Source organism: Pseudomonas sp. KUIN-1 (genome assembly GCF_009176725.1).
Classification (GTDB): domain Bacteria; phylum Pseudomonadota; class Gammaproteobacteria; order Pseudomonadales; family Pseudomonadaceae; genus Aquipseudomonas; species Aquipseudomonas fragariae.
In genome coordinates this window covers 2,172,836-2,190,855 of the sequence record NZ_AP020337.1, presented here as the reverse complement: position 1 = coordinate 2,190,855, position 18,020 = coordinate 2,172,836, and the positions used below count along the sequence as shown (strand labels likewise).

Here is an 18,020-nt window from a genome sequence, read left to right as displayed (position 1 = left end):
GTCAGATACCCGCCATTTCATTCATCATTTTTTCAATATCGGACAAGCCGTCCTCGGTCAGCGACAGGCCACTGTCGGCGAAGGCCTGAATAAATTCGTTCAATTGCGGTTTCTCGAAGATCAGGCGCAGCGGAATGTCGATTCCCAGGCCGCTGTGGATTCTGGAAATCAGCTGCGTCGCCAGCAGCGAGTGGCCACCGAGCTCGAAGAAATCGTCGCTCAGGCCGACACGTTCGACTTTCAGCACATCAGCCCAGATCGCCGCCATCTGCTGCTCCTGCTCGGTACACGGAGCGACGTACTGGCGCTGCAACTGGCTGGCGTCCGGTTTCGGCAGGGCCTTGCGGTCGAGCTTGCCGTTGGCGCTCAGCGGCATTCTGTCCAGCACGATGAAATGCGTGGGCACCATGTAATCCGGCAGCGATTCCTTGAGGAAGGCCTTGAGCGCATCACGCAACTGATCGTCATGGTGCTCGACCACCAGATACGCCGCCAGCTGCTTGCCGGACGGGCCGTCAACGTCGATCACCACCGCCTCATGAACGCTGTCGTGCTCCAGCAGGCTGGCTTCGATTTCGCCCAGTTCGATGCGCAGACCGCGAATCTTCACTTGGTGGTCGATACGCCCTACGTAGTCGATGACGCCCGCGTCGCGATAACGCGCCAGATCGCCGGTGCGGTACAGCCTGCCGCCGCCCTGCTCGTCGAACGGGTCCGGCACGAAACGCTCAGCCGTCAGTGCGGCACGGTTGTGATAACCGCGTGCCAGACCGACGCCACCCAGATACAACTCCGCCGCCACGCCCTGTGCGGCAGGCAGCAGGCCGTCGTCGAGGACGTGGGTTTTCAGGTTGTCGATTGGCCGCCCGATCGGCACGCGGAGGATGTCATCCGTGCTGCACGTCCAATGGGTCACGTCGATGGCCGCTTCGGTGGGGCCATACAGGTTGTACAGACCGGCCAGCGGCAGACGCTTGAGCACCTGGGTGGCCAGCTCTGCAGGCAGTGCTTCACCGCTGCATACGACCCGACGCAGCGTGTTACAGCTTTCCACCTGCGGATGAGTCATGAACGCCTGCAGCATCGACGGCACGAAATGCAAAGTCGTGACCTGATGCTCACGGATGGTCTGCACCAGCCGCTCGGGGTCGCGATGATCACCCGGCAGCGCCACGGCCAGGCGTGCGCCGGTCATCAGCGGCCAGAAGAATTCCCAGACCGACACGTCGAAACTGAACGGCGTTTTCTGCAAAACGGTGTCGGATTCGTTCAGCCCGTAGGCCTTCTGCATCCAGTGCAAGCGGTTGACCAAAGCACGATGGCTGTTACCCGCGCCCTTGGGTTTGCCGGTCGAACCCGAGGTGTAAATCACGTAAGCCAGATTCAGTGGATGGCTGAAGCTGACTGGATTTGCAATGCTGTAACTCTCCAGCCAGTCGCCGTCCTGATCCAGGCACAGGCTCTGCACCTGGGGCGGAACCGGCAAACGTTCCAATAATGCCGTCTGGGTCAGCAGCAAGCCAATCCCGCTGTCCTGTATCATGTAAGCCAGCCGATCTTCGGGATAATCCGGGTCCAGCGGTACATAAGCGCCACCCGCTTTAATGATCGCCAGCAGACCGATGACCAGTTGCAGACTGCGCTCGACGCAGATACCCACCAATACGTCCGGGCCGACGCCCGACTCACGCAGGCGATGCGCAAGCTGATTGGCGCGGGCGTTGAGGTGTGCGTAGCTCAGTTGCTCGGCGGCGAAAATCAGCGCCGGCGCCTCCGGCGTGGCGCGCACCTGAGCTTCGATCAGGCTGTGCAGGCAGTCCTCGCTGGGGAAGTCTGCGACTGTGGTGTTCCAGCCGTGGAGAATCTGCTGCCGTTCAGCCCTGTCGAGCATCGGCACTTCGGCGATCCGCTGTGCGGCATTGGCGCAGATGGCCTGCAACAAGGCCAGCCAGTGCCCGGCCATGCGCTCGATGGTGCGCGGGTCGAACAACGCTGTCGCGTAGGTCAGGCCAGCGCTCAGGCCACCGTCATGTTCAGCCGTGTTCAGGGTCAGGTCGAACTGCGCCGGGTAACTGTCCGGCAGCAGTGCCTCGACCTGCAGACCGGGCAGCGCGCGGACATCGGCGCTGGCCTGGCTCTGGTGATTGAACATCACCTGAAACAGCGGGCTGTGGCTGAGGCTGCGTTGTGGCTGCAGGGCTTCGACCAGTTGCTCGAAGGGCAGCTCCTGATGCGCCTGGGCTTGCAGGGCGGTGTGTTTGACCTGCTGCAGCAACTCGTTGAACGTCGTGTGCACGTCAAACTCGGCACGCAGCACCTGCGTGTTGACGAAGAAGCCGATCAGGCCTTCGGTTTCAGCGCGGTTGCGGTTGGCAATCGGCACGCCGACACGAATGTCCGACTGGCTGCTGTGACGGTGCAGCAGGCTCTGGAATGACGCCAGCAACAGCATGAACAGGGTCACGCCCTGTTGCCGCGCGACCTGCTTCAAGCCATCGATCAGCGCGGGTTCCAGTTCTACCGCCAGCCGCGCACCGGCATGGCTTTGCACCACTGGCCGCGGGTAATCGGCGGGCAGCTCCAGAATCGGCTGCTGATCGCCCAATTGCTGCTTCCAGTAATCCAGCTGCCGGGCCTGCTCGCCAGCTTCCATCCAGGTCCGCTGCCACAGTGCGTAGTCCGCGTATTGCAGGTCCAGCGCGGTCAAGCTCACCGCACGGCCCTGGCTGTAACCCTCGTAAAGGCGCACCAATTCATCGACCATGATCGGCATCGACCAACCATCGGAGACAATGTGATGCTGGGTCAGAATCAGCACATGCTCGTCAGTGTTCAGGTTCAGCAAACGGACTCGCAACAGCGGCCCTTGCTCCAGATCGAACGGGCGCTGCATTTCCTGCTGCACGCAGGCTTCAAGGGTCTGGCCGCTGGGCACCGACTCGACCGACAGGGTCAACGCGCGTGGCGCATGAATGACCTGTACGGCATGCTCGCCCTGCTGGCGGAAGGTCGTACGCAGGGTTTCATGACGGGCGATCAGCGCGCTGAAACTGTGCTCCAGCGCCGCGATGTCCAGCGAACCGCGCAGGCGCAGGGCTGCGGGAATAATGTACGCCGTGTTCTCCGGGTCAAGCTGCCAGAGGAACCACTGACGCTGCTGCGCGTAGGACAGACCCAGCGGCTGCTTGCGGTCGGCCTTGATGAAGCGCGGCGCACCGTTGCCCTGCCCTGCGCCCGCTGCCAGCGCGAAGGCCGCCAGATCACGCGCTTCGAACAGGTCGCGTAACGACAGCTCGACATCCAGCTGCTGACGAATGCGCGAAATCACCTGAGTGGCCAGCAGCGAATGCCCGCCCAGCTCGAAAAAGTTGTCGCTGCGCCCGACCCGCTCGAGTTTCAACACATCGGCCCAGATCGCGGCCAGTTGCTGCTCCAGCTCGCCTTGCGGAGCGCTGTAGGTGGCCTGTAACTGACTGGCGTCCGGCGCAGGCAGCGCCTTGCGGTCCAGCTTGCCGTTGGCAGTCAGCGGCATGCTGTCGAGGACGATGAAATGGGTGGGCACCATGTAATCCGGCAGGTGCGCCCTGAGTTCGTTTTTAAGCATTTCACGCAGGGTTGGCTGGTCCTGATCAGGCTCAGCAGGCACCAGGTACGCCGCCAACTGCCCGTCCAGCGCCAGCACGCTGACTTCGCGCACCGCCGGGTGCGCTTGCAGCCGCGCTTCGATTTCCCCCAGTTCGATGCGGAAGCCACGAATCTTCACTTGGTGATCGATGCGCCCGGCGTAGTCGATCACGCCTGTCGCCCGATAACGCGCCAGGTCGCCGGTGCGGTACAGACGGCCGCCCTCGTTGCAAAACGGGTCCGGCACGAAGCGTTCGGCAGTCAGCGCGGCGCGGTTGTGGTAACCCCACGCCAGACCGGCATGGCCGATGTGCAGCTCGCCGCTGCAACCTTGGGCGACCGGGTTGAAATCGGCGTCCAGCACGTACCACGACAGGTCGGGAATCGCCTCGCCAATCGGGCTGGCCGGGTTCTGCGTGTCGGCCTCGGCTATTGGCCTGTAGGTGACATGCACGGTGGTTTCGGTAATGCCGTACATGTTGACCAGTTGTGGCGTCTGATCGCCGAAGCGTTCGAACCAAGGCTTCAGGCTGGCGACGTCCAGCGCCTCACCACCGAAGATGACTGTCTGCAGCGACATCGACATCGGCGAATCGCAGGCCACGCGCATCAGTTGCTTGAACGCCGAAGGTGTCTGGTTGAGCACCGTAACCTGCTGCTCGACCAGCAGCGCATGAAACTCTTCCGGCGAACGGGTCACTTCGCGGGGCACGATGACCAGTCGGCCGCCATGCAGCAGCGCGCCGAAAATCTCCCACACAGAGAAGTCGAAGGCGAAGGAATGGAACAGCGTCCACACGTCTTGCTCGTTGAAATGGAACCAGTCATCCGTCGCGGCAAACAGGCGCATCAGGTTGTGATGGGCGAGCAAGGTGCCTTTGGGTTTGCCGGTCGAGCCCGAGGTGTAGATCACATAGGCCAGGTTGTCCGGCGTAGTCTGATTGTGCCGGTTTTCCGTGCTGTAGCCGTCCAGTGCGTCAGCCAGATCGAGCGTCTGCACCTGTTCGGGGATCGGCAGTTTGCCAAGCAGATGCGCCTGGGTCAGCAACAGCTCGATACCGCTGTCCTGCATCAGGAAGCTCAAACGATCCTGCGGATAATCCGGGTCGAGCGGCACGTAAGCGCCACCGGCCTTGAGGATGGCCAGCAGGCCGACAATCATCTCCAGACCGCGCTCGGCGGCCAGCCCGACGCGCACATCCGGGCCGACGCCCTGTTCGCGCAGTTTGTGCGCCAGTTGGTTGGCACGCTGGTTGAGCTGCCGGTAACTCAGTTGCTCATCGCCAAAGCTCAGGGCGATGGCCTGCGGGTTACGCTCGACCTGGGCCTCGATGCGTTGATGCGCGCAGTGCTCGCTTGGGTAGACCGCAAGATCGCGGTTCCAGTCACGCAGGGTGTTCTGGCGTTCCTCGGCGCTCAGCAATGGCAGGTCAGCGATACGCTGATTGACGTCGTGGCACATGCCGTTGAGCAGGTTGCGCCAGTGGCTGGCCATGCGCTCGATGGTCGATGCGTCGAACAGGTCGGTGGCGTAGGTCAGTGCGGCTGTCAGGCCGTCCGGGCGTTCGCAGGTGTCGAGGGTCAGGTCGAACTGCGCGGTGTGCTTGTCGGACACCTGATATTCCAGACGCAGCCCTGCCAGCTCACGGCTCTGGTTGTGGCCTTCGCTCTGGTGGTTGCAGGCCACCTGAAACAGCGGGCTGCGGCTCAGGTCGCGCTGCGGTTGCAAGGCTTCGACCAGTTGTTCGAACGGCAGGTCCTGATGGGCCTGCGCCTGCACAGCGGTGTGTCTGACCTGCTGCAACAGCCCGGCCACGGTGGTCTGCGTGGTGAATTCGGCCTTGAGCACCTGGGTGTTGACGAAGAAGCCGATCAGCCCCTGGGTTTCGCTGCGGGTACGGTTGGCGACCGGCACGCCGACGCGTATATCGGCCTGACCGCTGTGGCGATGCAGCAGGGTCTGAAACGAGGCCAGCAACAGCATGAACAGTGTGATGCCCTGTTGGCGCGCCAGGGTCTTGAGGTTATTCAACAGCGCGACATCCAGTTCCACATTGAGTCGCGCACCTTCGTAACTGCGCAGTGCCGGACGCGGTCGATCAGTGGGCAATTCCAGAATCGGCTGTTGCTCGCCCAGTTGCTGCTTCCAGTACGCCAGCTGGCGCTCCCGCTCGCCCATTTCCAGCCAGTTGCGCTGCCAGAGGGCGTAGTCGGCGTACTGGATCGGCAACGGCGCCAGTTTGATCTCGCGGCCCAGCGTGGCGGCCTGATAGCACTGCATCAGTTCGTCGACCATGATCGGCATCGACCAGCCATCGGAGACGATGTGGTGCTGGGTCAATACCAGTACATGCTCCTGCGCGCTCAGCCTGAGCAGCCTGACGCGCAACAGCGGTCCGTGTTGCAGATCGAAAGGCCGTTGTACTTCCTGATCCACATAACGCTCGACCGTTTCGCCAGCCGCCAGTTGCTCGACACCGAGCGCAAACGCCGACGCCGGGTGCACCACCTGCTGCGCTTCATCGCCCTGCTGTTCGAAGGTCGTGCGCAGGGTTTCGTGACGCTCGATCAGTTGCTCCACGCTGCGTCGCAATGCCTCGACATTCAGCGCACCGTGCAGGCGCAGCGCCAGCGGAATGTTGTAGGCCGCGCTGTGCGGTTCCAGTTGCCAGATGATCCATTGCCGCTGCTGCGCGTAAGAGAGCGCGGACGGCGCCTGCGTCTCCCGCACGGCAATCGGCGTGACCCCGTAGAGATTCACCCCTTGACGCTTGAGCAGCACCGCCAGCGCCTTGCGTTCACGGGCGGACAGCGATTTAACGGAGTCAAGCAACTGTTGCACTGGGGTCTCTCCTGCTAAGCAATCAAATTATCAATTTCCTCCGCTGATAAACGTTTGAGTGCCTCCAGTGATTTAGTCAATTCGTCCTGCGCGTGGTCACTTTCGCCATTTTTTTCCTGCAGCGTGGCGCAGAAGTCCGCCAGCAGCGGTTGCTCGAAGACATCCTTGAGGCTGACCTCGTGCTGCAACTGTTCGCGCACCCGCACGAGCATCTGCACCGCCAGCAGCGAATGGCCGCCGAGCTCGAAAAAGTTGTCGCTACGCCCGACCCGCTCGAGTTTCAACACATCGGCCCAGATCGCGGCCAGTTGCTGCTCCAGCTCGCCCTGCGGCGCGCTGTAGGTAGCCTGTAACTGGCTGGCGTCCGGCGCAGGCAGCGCCTTGCGGTCCAGCTTGCCGTTGGCGGTCAGCGGCATGCTGTCGAGGACGATGAAATGGGTGGGCACCATGTAATCCGGCAGGTGCGCCCGGAGTTGGCTTTTCAGCGCTTCACGCAGGGTTGTCTGATCCTGATCAGGCTCAGTAGGCACCAGGTACGCTGCTAATTGCCCGTCGAGCGCCAGCACGCTGACTTCGCGCACAGCCGGGTGCGCCTGCAGCCGCGCTTCGATTTCACCCAGTTCGATGCGGAAGCCACGAATCTTCACTTGGTGGTCGATGCGCCCGGCGTATTCGATAGTTCCAGCAGCGCGATAACGCGCGAGGTCGCCGGTGCGGTACAGGCGGCCACCCTCGCTGGAAAACGGATCCGGCACGAAGCGTTCGGCAGTCAACGCGGCGCGGTTGTGGTAACCCCGCGCCAGACCGGCATGGCCGATGTGCAGCTCGCCGCTGCAACCTTGGGCGACCGGGTTGAAATCGGCGTCCAGCACGTACCACGACAGGTCCGGAATCGCCTCGCCAATCGGGCTGGCCGGGTTCTGCGTGTCGGCCAGCGTGATCGGTCGATAGCTCACATGCACGGTGGTTTCGGTGATGCCGTACATGTTGATCAGTTGCGGTGATTGATCGCCGAAACGCGCGAACCAGGGCTTCAGACTGGCGACGTCCAGCGCCTCGCCGCCGAAGATGACTGTCTGCAGCGACATCGGTAGCGATGAATCACAGGCCACGTGCATCAGTTGCTTGAACGCCGACGGCGTCTGGTTGAGCACCGTAACCTGCTGTTCGACCAGCAGCGCATGAAACTCTTCCGGCGAACGGGTCACTTCGCGGGGCACGATCACCAGTCGGCCGCCATGCAGCAGCGCGCCGAAAATCTCCCACACCGAAAAGTCGAAGGCGAAGGAATGGAACAGCGTCCACACGTCCTTTTCGCTGAATTCGAACCACTCATCCGTGGCCGCGAACAGGCGCATCAGGTTGTGATGGGCGAGCAAGGTGCCTTTCGGTTTGCCAGTCGAGCCCGAGGTGTAGATCACGTAGGCCAGGTTGTCCGGCGCGGTTTTATTGATGGGATTTTCCGTGCTGTAACCGTCCAGTGCATCAGCCAGATCGAGCGTCTGCACTTGGGCTGGGATAGGCAGTTTTTCTAGCAACGGCGCCTGAGTCAGCAACAGTTCGATACCGCTGTCGTGCATCAGAAAGCTCAGGCGATCCTGCGGATAATCCGGGTCCAGCGGCACGTAAGCGCCGCCGGCCTTGAGGATGGCCAGCAGACCGACAATCATTTCCACACCGCGCTCGGCAGCCAGCCCGACGCGCACATCCGGGCCGACGCCCTGCTCACGCAGTTTGTGCGCCATCTGGTTGGCGCGCTGGTTGAGCTGCCGGTAACTCAGTTGCTCATCGCCAAAACTCAGGGCGATGGCCTGCGGGTTACGCTCGACCTGGGCTTCGATGCGTTGATGCGCGCAGTGCTCGCTCGGGTAGCGCTGCACGCTTTGTGTCCAGGCGGTCGGCAATGCCAGTTCGCTGAGTCGCGTGGTTGCCGATGCGCAAAGGCTCTGCAGCAGGTGATCGAAATGCGCCGCCAGTTGCAGAATGCCTTCAGCGCTGAAGTGCTGGCGGTCGTAACTGAAACGCACCGACAGCACCTCATTGGCCTCGACCACCAGGGTCAGCGGGTAATGCGCCTGCTCCTGATTGCGCAGGTCGCTGAAGGCCAGACCGTCCGGCGCACGCTGCAGGGCTTCGGACACCGGGTAGTTTTCGAACACCAGAATGTTGTCGAACAACGCCTCGCCACTGTTGCGCGCCCAGCGCTGGATGTCATACAGCGGCGTGTGCTCATGCTCGCGCAGCGCAAGGTTCTTCGCCTGCACTTGCTGCACCCAGTCGGCCACCGTCTGCTCGGCTCGCGGGCTGGCGATGACCGGCAAGGTGTTGATGAACAGCCCCAGTTGTTCTTCGACACCCGGCAACTCGGCCGGACGCCCGGCCACGGTCGCGCCAAAGGTCACGCTGGACTGGCCGGTGTAGCGTTGCAGCAACAACAGCCAGGCCGATTGCAGCAGCGTATTGAGGGTCACGCGCTGCTCGCGGGCAAACGCGTTCAGGCGTCGGGTGCCATCGGCATCGATCAACTGGATGTAATCGCCGTAGCCCCCTCCCTGCGCCGAAGACTTGAACGCTTGCAGCAAACGGGTCGGCTCGTCCAGTTCCGCCAGCTGCGCAGTCCAGAAACGCTCGCTGAGGGCGGCGTCCTGATGCTGCAGCCACTGAATGTAATCACGATAGCGGCCTGCCTGTTTCGCTGGCATCTGGCCGCTGTAGCGCTGCAGCACTTCACCGAGCAGGCGCGAGCTGCTCCAGCCATCCATGAGGATGTGGTGGCTGGTATACACCAGATGCCAAGCGTCGGCGGCGGTACGCAACACGGCCAGGCGCAACAATGGCCCTTGCGCCAGATCAAAACCCTGCTGACGGTCGGCCTGCGCCCAGTCGTCAAGCCAGCTTTCTGGCTGGCCACGCGCATCCAGTTCGACAAAGGGCAGCGTCACCTGGCGCTGCACCACTTGCAGCGACTGTTCGCGCTGACTGACAAAACAGCTGCGCAGCACGTCGTGATGGTCCACCGCGGCCAGCCATGCGCTGCGGAAACGCGGCACATCCAGCCCACCAATGTTCACCCGCAACTGGTTGATGTAGTTGCCCGCGCCCTCATCGAACAGCGAATGAAACAGCATGCCCTGCTGCATCGGCGACAGCGGGTAGATATCCTCGATCTGGCCCGCCGCAATCGGCAGACCGTCAAGCTGCGCCTGGGTGAGGCGCGCCAGCGGGAAGTCCGACGGCGTGACGCCTTGATGCCCGGCCGTGCAATGTTCGATCAGGGTGGTCAGCGCCTGCTCGTAGCGACGCGCCAGGGTGTCGATGGTCGAGGCGTGGTACACCTCGCGGCTGAAGCTCCAGTCCAGTTGCAACTGGCCGTCGAATACCTGGCCGTTGAGGCTCAGCCAGTTGCCCAGCGGCCCGTCCTCGCACAGCGCAGTGCCTGCACTGTCGGCACTCGGTACGAACAGCGCGCCTTGATGTTCGTTGAAGCTGCCGTCGAACTGGCCCAGGTAATTGAACGTGACCCGCGCCTGCGGCAAGGCAGCCAGTTGCTGCGCGAAAGACGCCTCGCCCATATAGCGCAACACGCCGTAACCAATGCCCTTGTCGGGCACTGCACGCAATTGCTCCTTGATGCCAGACAGGCTTGCACCCGGCGCGATCTGCGGCGTGAGGCGCACTGGAAACAGGCTACTGAACCAGCCGACGGTGCGGCTCAGATCAGTCTCGTCGAACAGGTCTTCACGGCCATGCCCTTCCAGCTGGATCAGCACCGAGGGCTGCTGGCTCCATTCGCAGAGGACCTGGGCCAGCGCCGTCAGCAGCAGGTCGTTGACGTGCGTGCGGTACGCGGCAGGCGCGACTTTCAGCAGCTTGTGGGTCAGGTCCCTGCTCAGCCATGACGACGCATGGGCCGCGTCGCGATTGCGCATCGTGCCTTCGGGCTTGTCGCGAGGCAGCGGCTGGTCCGCGCCCTGCAAGGCCTGCAGCCAGTAATCGCGCTCGGCCTTCAGCGTCTGGCCGGTCGCGTACTGTTGCAATTGCTCGGCCCAACGCTGGAGCGACGTGGTTTTTGCCGCGAGTGCTACCGGCTGGCCTTGCGCCAGGGCGAGGTACGCCTGTTGCAGGTCTTCCAGCAACACCCGCCATGACACGCCGTCCACCAGCAGATGATGAATCACCAGCAGCAGGCGCTGTTCGCCTTGCGGCAGGTGGATCAGCACGGCACGCAATAGCGGTCCGTTTTTCAGATCCAGGCTGCGTTGCGCCTCATCGGCCAGCTCAGGCAAGCGCTCGATGCTGTCCAGCTCATGGGTCCAGAGCAGCTCGCAAGTATTCGGGGCGCCGAAGGTGGCCTGCCATTGGCCGTTCTGCTGGGTGAAACCCAGACGCAGTGCGTCGTGCTGTTCGACCAACGCAGTCAATGCCGACTGAAGATGAGCGGCCTCCAGCGTTTGCAACGGCTTGAGCATCAGCGCCTGATTCCAGTGCTGGCGCTCGGGGATGTCCAGTTCGAAGAAACGTACCTGAATCGGCAGCAACGGCAACGAACCGCTGATCTGCTCTGCCACAGCGACGGGCTTTTTCTGAATCAGTTTTGCCACCGAAGCCAGTTGGCCGATGGTCTGTTTTTCGAATAATTGCTTGGGGCTGAGCTTGATGCCCTGGCGCTTGGCGCGGGCGATGATCTGCAGGCTGAGGATCGAATCGCCGCCCAGTTCGAAGAAGTTGTCGGTGCTGCCGACCTGTTCCAGTTTCAGCACGTCCGCCCACACGGCGGCGAGCTTTTCCTCGATCTCGCCGACCGGCGCGGTATAACGCTGTTTGACCACGCCAGGCTTGGGCAAGGCGCGCTTGTCGAGCTTGCCGTTGGCGGTCAGTGGCAGACTGTCCAGCAGCATGATCTGCGCGGGCACCATGTAGTCCGGCAAGCACGCAGTCAGTTGCTCGCGCAGGCTGTCGACACTCAGGTCCGCCCCGCCTGCCGCCACGCAATAGGCCACCAGTTGCAGGCGGGTCTGATCGTCATCGATGGGTAACGCCAGTACGCTGACCTGCGCCACCGAAGGCAGGCCCAGCAACACCCGCGCGACCTCTGCCGGCTCGACACGATAACCGCGCACTTTGACCTGATCGTCAGCCCGGCCGATGAATTCCAGCAGGCCCTGATGATTGCGGCGCATGCGATCACCGCTGCGGTAGGCGCGCGTGCCGTCCTGCGCGAACGGGTCCGGCACGAAGCGCTCGGCGGTCAGCGCAGGCTGGCCGATATAGCCCAGCGCCACGCTGTCACCGCCGATGTACAGCTCGCCGGCGACCTGAGTGCCGACCGGGTTCAGCACGTCATCCAGCACGTAGGCGCTGGCCCCTGGCAACGGCGTGCCGACCGGCACGCTGCGCAGAGGATTGCCAGAGTGTGCAGTGCTCTGTGGGAAACATGGGAGCTGTGGGAGCGAGCTGGGCGACGCTTCGCTTGCTCGCGAAGAGGTTTGTACATTCTTGCGAGATGGGAAAGCCGGACTATCGCTTTCGCGAGCAAGCTCGCTCCCACAGGGATTCGAGTCCGCTTTCAATTTTTGATCAAGGCATGATGAAGCTGGCACCTCATAAGTCAGCACACCAACAGTGGTTTCGCTCGGCCCGTAGTGGTTGATCACCCGGCAACCCGGCTTGAGCTGACGCACCTGTTCGACCAGCGCCGGCGAGCAGGCTTCGCCGCCGACGATCAGTGCGTGTTGCGGCAGTACGTCGGCTGGCTGGCCGGCCTGCAACAGCGCGGCCAGATGACCGGGGACGATTTTCAGCACGCCCACCTGATGCTCGGTCATGTAGGCCGCAAAGGCATCCGGGTCGAAACCCAGCGCCTCGGTCAGCACGTGCAGCGTGCGCCCCGAACACAGCGCACCGAACAGCACGGTATGGCCGAGGTCGGCGGCGATGGTCGAGACCAGGGCCATGCTCGCCTCGGGGGCCAGTTGCAACTGCTCCAACAGGCCGCGCAGGTAACTGGCCAGCGCGTTTTGGCTGACCAGCACCCCTTTAGGCTGGCCAGTCGAGCCGGAGGTATGAATCACGTAGGCGGCCGAATCGGCTGAAGGCCGGGTGTCAGGGCGGCTGACAGGCAGGTCCTGCCACAGCGCAGGCGTCCAGGTCAGGCCCTGACAACCGGCAACACCCAGCGACGTGTGCCGCACATCACCCTCAGCACACAGCAGCACCCTGGCCTGCGCATTGACCAGCATCTGTTGCAACCGCGCATCCGGGGCTTTGACATCCAGCGGCATGTACACGCCGCCGGCCTTGAAAATCGCCAGCACGGCGGTCAGCCAGTCCAGCGAACGCTCCATCAATACCGCGACCGGCTGGCCCTCACTGATGCCCATGCGGATCAGGTGATGAGCCAGCTGATTGGCGGCCTGCTCCAGTTGCAGCGTGGTCAGCGTGCGCTCCAGGCTGCGGGCTGCCTGGGCATGAGGTTGCCGTTCGACCTGCCGATCCCACAGTTGCAGCATGTGCGGCGCGGGTTCGCGAGCTTCGCGCCTCGGCTCGATCGCCAGTGCTCCCAGGCTGAACAGCGGTGCCTGCGGGGCGTCGAGCAGGGTTTCGAACAGCGCGAGCAGTTCCGGGATGAAACCTTCGACGGTGGTGCGTCGATACAGGTCGCTGGCGTAGGCCATGTCGCCGTGGATCAGTGTGCCATCATCCGTGATGTCCAGCGCCAGATCGAAATGCGCGCCCTGTTTGTCGAAGGCATATTCGCTGACCTCCAGCCCGGCCAGCCTGAGCGCGGTTTTCTGCTTGAGGACCACGTTCTGGTTGAACTTGGCTTGGAACAGCGGGTTGTGGCCCAGGCTGCGCTCGGGTGCCAGTTGATCGACCAGTTGTTCGAAGGGCACGTCCTGATGCGCCTGCGCACCGAACGAGGTGTCGCGAATCTGCGCCAGCAGGTCAAGGTAGCTCAGGCGTTCATCCACCTGGCAGCGCAAAACCTGAGTATTGATGAAGAAACCGATCAACCCTTCGGTTTCCGCGCGACCGCGGTTGGCATTCGGCACGCCGATGCGGATATCACGCTGCCCGGCCTTGCGCGACAGAAACAACGAAAAGCCAGCCAGCACCAGCATGAACAGGGTCATGCCCTGCGTGCGCGCAAAAGCGTTGAGCCGCCGCGACAGATCAACGCCGAAATCGAAGCGCAGGTGCTCGCCCTGATAGCTCTGCGTGGCCGGGCGCGGGAAATCCGGTGCAGCGTCCAGCAACGGTTGCTCTTCGCCCAACTGGTTACGCCAGTAGTCCAGCTGACGTGCGCCCTCGCCTGCCTCCAGCCAGCTGCGCTGCCAGATCGCATAGTCGGCGTATTGCAGCGGCAGTTCCGGCAGTGCGGGCTCGCGACCTTCGCAGTACGCCTGATAGCAGTGCACGAACTCCTGAATCATCACGTCCATCGACCAGCCGTCGGAGACGATGTGGTGCATGCTCACGATCAGCACATGCTCATCGCCCGCCAGGCGGAACAGGTGCGCGCGCAGCAGCGGCCCCGTACGCAGATCAAACGGCTGGCCGGTGACTGTGGCCACTTGCAGCGCCAGCTCGGCATCGCGCAGTTCGACATCGGCCAGACCGGCTAAATCAATGCTTTCCAATGCGACCGTCTGGTCGTGCAGCAGCAGTTGCTGTGCCTGATCGCCATCAGTCTGAAACACCGTGCGCAGCACCTCGTGGCGTTCGATCAGATGATCGAATGCGCGGCGCAACGCAGGCTCATTCAACGTGCCGTGCAGACGCAGGCCGGTGGTCATCTTGTACGCGTCGCTCGAGGGATCGAGCTGCCAGAGGAACAGCAGGCGTTGCTGAGCGAAGGACAGCGGAATGGCGCTGACATCATGCCGACTGACAGGCACCGGCAACAGGCTGAAATCCTTGCCTTCCTGGCGCAACCGGGCGAGGAACTGCTGGCGTTGCTCCAGCGACAGGCCGACAAAACGTTTCGCGATGCGTGCAGCAGTGGTCCCGGTCATGCGCCGAATTCCTCCAGTGAATCCATGAACTGGTCCATGTCGCTCCAGTCGTTGTCCGTGCTGTTGTCGGTCAGCGCTGCCACTTCGACGGCGAGCTCACTGAGCAGCGGTTTTTCAAACAGGGTGCGCAGCGGCAGGCTGACGCCCAGCTGCGTCTTGATACGGGCGATGACTTGTGCGGCGAGCAACGAATGCCCGCCCAGTTCGAAGAAGTGATCGTCCAGGCCCACCTGGGGTGCGTGCAGGACGTCCTGCCAGATGGCCGCCAGGCAGATTTCCACCTCGCTGCGCGGCGCCCGATAACGCGCCTGCAACTGGCTTGCGTCGGGGGTCGGCAATGCCTTGCGGTCCAGCTTGCCGCTGGGCGTCAGGGCCAGCTCCGGCAACAGCAGCATGTGCGTCGGCACCATGTAATCCGGCAGGCTGGCTTGCAACTGGCTGCGGATGCTCTGGCGCAGCGCCAACTGTTCGGCCTCTGTGGAGGCGGCAACGTCCGGCACCGCGTAGGCGACCAGCTGCGTGCTGCCCGCCAGTTCGACGGCCAGCACCACGGCCTCGCGCACGCCCGTGCATTGCTGCAGGCGTGATTCGATCTCGCCCAGTTCAAGGCGGAAACCGCGAATTTTCACTTGATGATCGACCCGGCCGATGTACTCGACAGCGCCATCGGCACGCAGTCGGGCGCGGTCGCCGCTGCGATACAGGCGCTCACCGCTGCCAAACGGATCGGCGACGAAACGTTCGGCGCTCAGACCCGGCTGGGCGTGATAACCCCGCGCCAGGCCAGGACCACCGATGTACAACTCGCCCACCGCACCTTGCGGCAGCAGGTTCATTTGATCGTCGAGAACATACAGGCGTCGTCCTGTCAGCGCCTGGCCAATCGGCACGCCGCGCCATGACACCTGCTGCGGGGTCAGCGTGCTGCAATCATGGATGCTCGACACCACGGTGGCTTCGGTCGGACCATAGGTATTGAGCAGCCGCACATGCCCCAGCCCGGCCTCGTGCCACAGGCGCAGACCTTCGACGGCCATGGCTTCGCCGCCGACATGCACCTGCCGTAGCGCGCCGTAATGCGTGGGCAGGCTGGCGGCGAAGTCCTGAACCAGCGTCAGCCAATAGGCCGCGGGCAAGTCGGCGAGGGTCACGCCATGCTCGACGATGGCCTGATGGAAGGTGGCGCTGTCCCACAGGCGTTCGTCACGCAGCACAACGGCCGCACCGCGACACAACGGTGGGTAGAACTGCTCGACGAAGCCGTCGAAGCTGTGGGTGGCGAATTGCAGGACCCGGTCGCCTTCGTGCAGGTCACTGTAGTCAGCACCCAGGGTGACGAATTCGGCCAGCGCCGCATGACTGATCGCCACGCCTTTAGGCCGCCCGGTCGACCCCGAGGTGTAGATCACGTAGGCCAGGCTGGCCGGAGCAATCGGGCCGTCGAGGTTGTGCACGCTGACGGTTTCGCTGTTCATTCGATCGATGCACAGGCATTGCATGTCAGCCAATTCAGGCAGCCCGGTCAGCTGATCGCTGTGGGTCAGCAGCAGTTTCACGCCACTGTCCTCCAACACATGACGCAAGCGTTCGCTCGGCGCATTCAGGTCCAGTGGCACATAGGCGCCGCCCGCCTTGAGCACGGCGAGCAGCGCCACGGGCATGTCCAGCGAGCGGCCCAGCGCCACGCCGACCAGCACGTCCGCACCGACACCCTGCTCGCGCAGCTGCCAGGCCAGACGGTTGCTGCGCTGGTTCAGTTCGGTGTAGCTCAGGCTCGGCGATTGACCTTCACGGGCGAGGATCAGTGCCAGTGCGTCCGGTGTGCGTTGTACTTGCGCTTCGAACTGGCGATGCGCGGGAGTTGTGGTGTCGGCTTTGGTGGCGTTGTCGACATCCAGCAGTTGCGTGCGCTCGTCGACCGAGAGCATCGACAGCTCGGCGATGGTCTGCAGCGGGTCGGCACAGACAGACGCCAACAGGTTGCGCCAGTGCCCGGCCAGGCGAGCGATGGTCGACTCGTCAAAGATGTCGGTGGCGTAGGTGAAGGCGGCATGCAGTTGCTCGCCTTCACCGCTGGTGGCCAGCATCAGGTCGCTGGCGGCAGCGTGCGAGCGCTGCGCCAATGCCTGTTGCCCGGCAGGCAGACTGGCCACGCGCAGGCCGCCGCTCAACTGTTTGTCGAGCAGGTCGGCCACCATCGGCTGGTGATTGAACATCACCTGAAATAAAGGGTTATGGCTCTGGCTGCGCTCCGGCTGCAGGGCGTCGATGATCGCATCGAATGGCAACTCCTGATTCGCCTGGGCACCGGTCGAGGCGTCGCGCACGATGTTCAACAGATCGACGAAGCGGGTCTGCGCCGTCACTTCACTGCGCAGTACCTGAGTATTGATGAAGCAGCCGATCAGCCCTTCGGTTTCGCTGCGGGTGCGGTTGGCGATCAGGCCGCCGACACGAATATCGGTCTGCCCGCTGTAGCGATGCAGCAGGCTTTTGAAGGCCGCCAGCAGCACCACGAACAGGGTCACGCCCTGGCGTTGCGCGAGGCCTTTCAGGTTGCGCAGCAACTCGGGCTCCAGCGCCAGTTCCAGGCGCGCGCCGTCGTGGCTGGGCAAGGCCGGATACGGACGGTCGGTGGGTAGCTCCAACAGCGGATGCTCTTCGCCCAGGTGTCTGCGCCAGTAGTCCAGCTGACGCTCCTGCTCACCGGCTTCCAGCCAGCTGCGTTGCCAGACCGCATAATCGCGGTACTGCACGAGCAGCGGCTGAAAAGGCAGCGGTTTACCGGCCAGCAGTGCGTCGTAGCCGCGCAGCCATTCGTCGATCAGCACGTTCATCGACCAGCCATCGGTGATCATGTGGTGCAGGTTGAGCAGCAGCAGGTGCTCCTGTTCGGCCAGACGCAGCACCTGCACGGTGAACAGCGGCCCACGCTGCAGATCGAAGGTTTGTGCGCCCTGTTCGGCCATGGCCTGCCGCGCACTGGCCCAGCGCTGTTCGGGCGGCAAGGCGCTCAGATCGGTCAGGCGGATGCTCACTGGCGCTGGCGGCGCAACACGCTGAAACGCCCGGTCGCCCTCCTGGCCGAAAGTGGTGCGCAGGCTTTCATGTCGCTCGACCAGCGCACTGAAGGCCCGCTCCAGCAGCGGCAGCTCCAGCGGACCGTTCAGGCACACCGACATCGGCAGGTTGTAGGCCGCGCTGTGCGGGTCCAGTTGCCAGAGAAACCACATGCGTTGCTGGGCATAGGACAGGCCATCACGCTCGGCCAGGCCGGCACAGGAAGGGATCGGGAACAGCGAGAAATCCATGTTCTCCTTGCGCATGCCGTCGAGGAACAGGCGGCGTTTTTCAAGGGGTAACTCGACAAAACGGCGAGCGAGTTTCTGGGCGTGTTCGGGGTTCATGGGTCGATCCTTGCTGAGTGGGGCTGACCGTCGGGCGGGGTCGTATCAACAAGAACGAATTGGCGAGGAAATATTTAGAAAGGTTCGTTGCGGTGGTAGCCGGGCGCTTCTCGTTCCTCACGCTCCAGCGTG

Annotated in this window: 3 protein-coding genes; all 3 read right to left on the bottom strand. The window is 63.2% G+C overall.

Annotated features, from left to right (window positions below; all coding sequences use genetic code 11):
- Position 1: 1 nt before the first annotated feature.
- From KUIN1_RS10235 to KUIN1_RS10225, 3 genes are read right to left on the bottom strand one after another with little or no spacing between them, the layout of a single operon-like run.
- Entirely contained in the window at positions 2 to 6,466 is a 6,465-nt protein-coding gene (locus KUIN1_RS10235; protein WP_152091970.1) for a non-ribosomal peptide synthetase, read from the bottom strand.
- 14 nt (positions 6,467 to 6,480) lie between these two features.
- A complete protein-coding gene (locus KUIN1_RS10230) occupies positions 6,481 to 14,481 on the bottom strand; it encodes a non-ribosomal peptide synthetase (protein ID WP_152091969.1) in 8,001 nt (2,666 codons plus the stop codon).
- A complete protein-coding gene (locus KUIN1_RS10225; protein ID WP_152091968.1) occupies positions 14,478 to 17,888 on the bottom strand; it encodes a non-ribosomal peptide synthetase in 3,411 nt (1,136 codons plus the stop codon). Before KUIN1_RS10225 ends, KUIN1_RS10230 begins: the two co-directional genes overlap by 4 nt.
- Between the last annotated feature and the right edge of the window lie 132 nt (positions 17,889 to 18,020).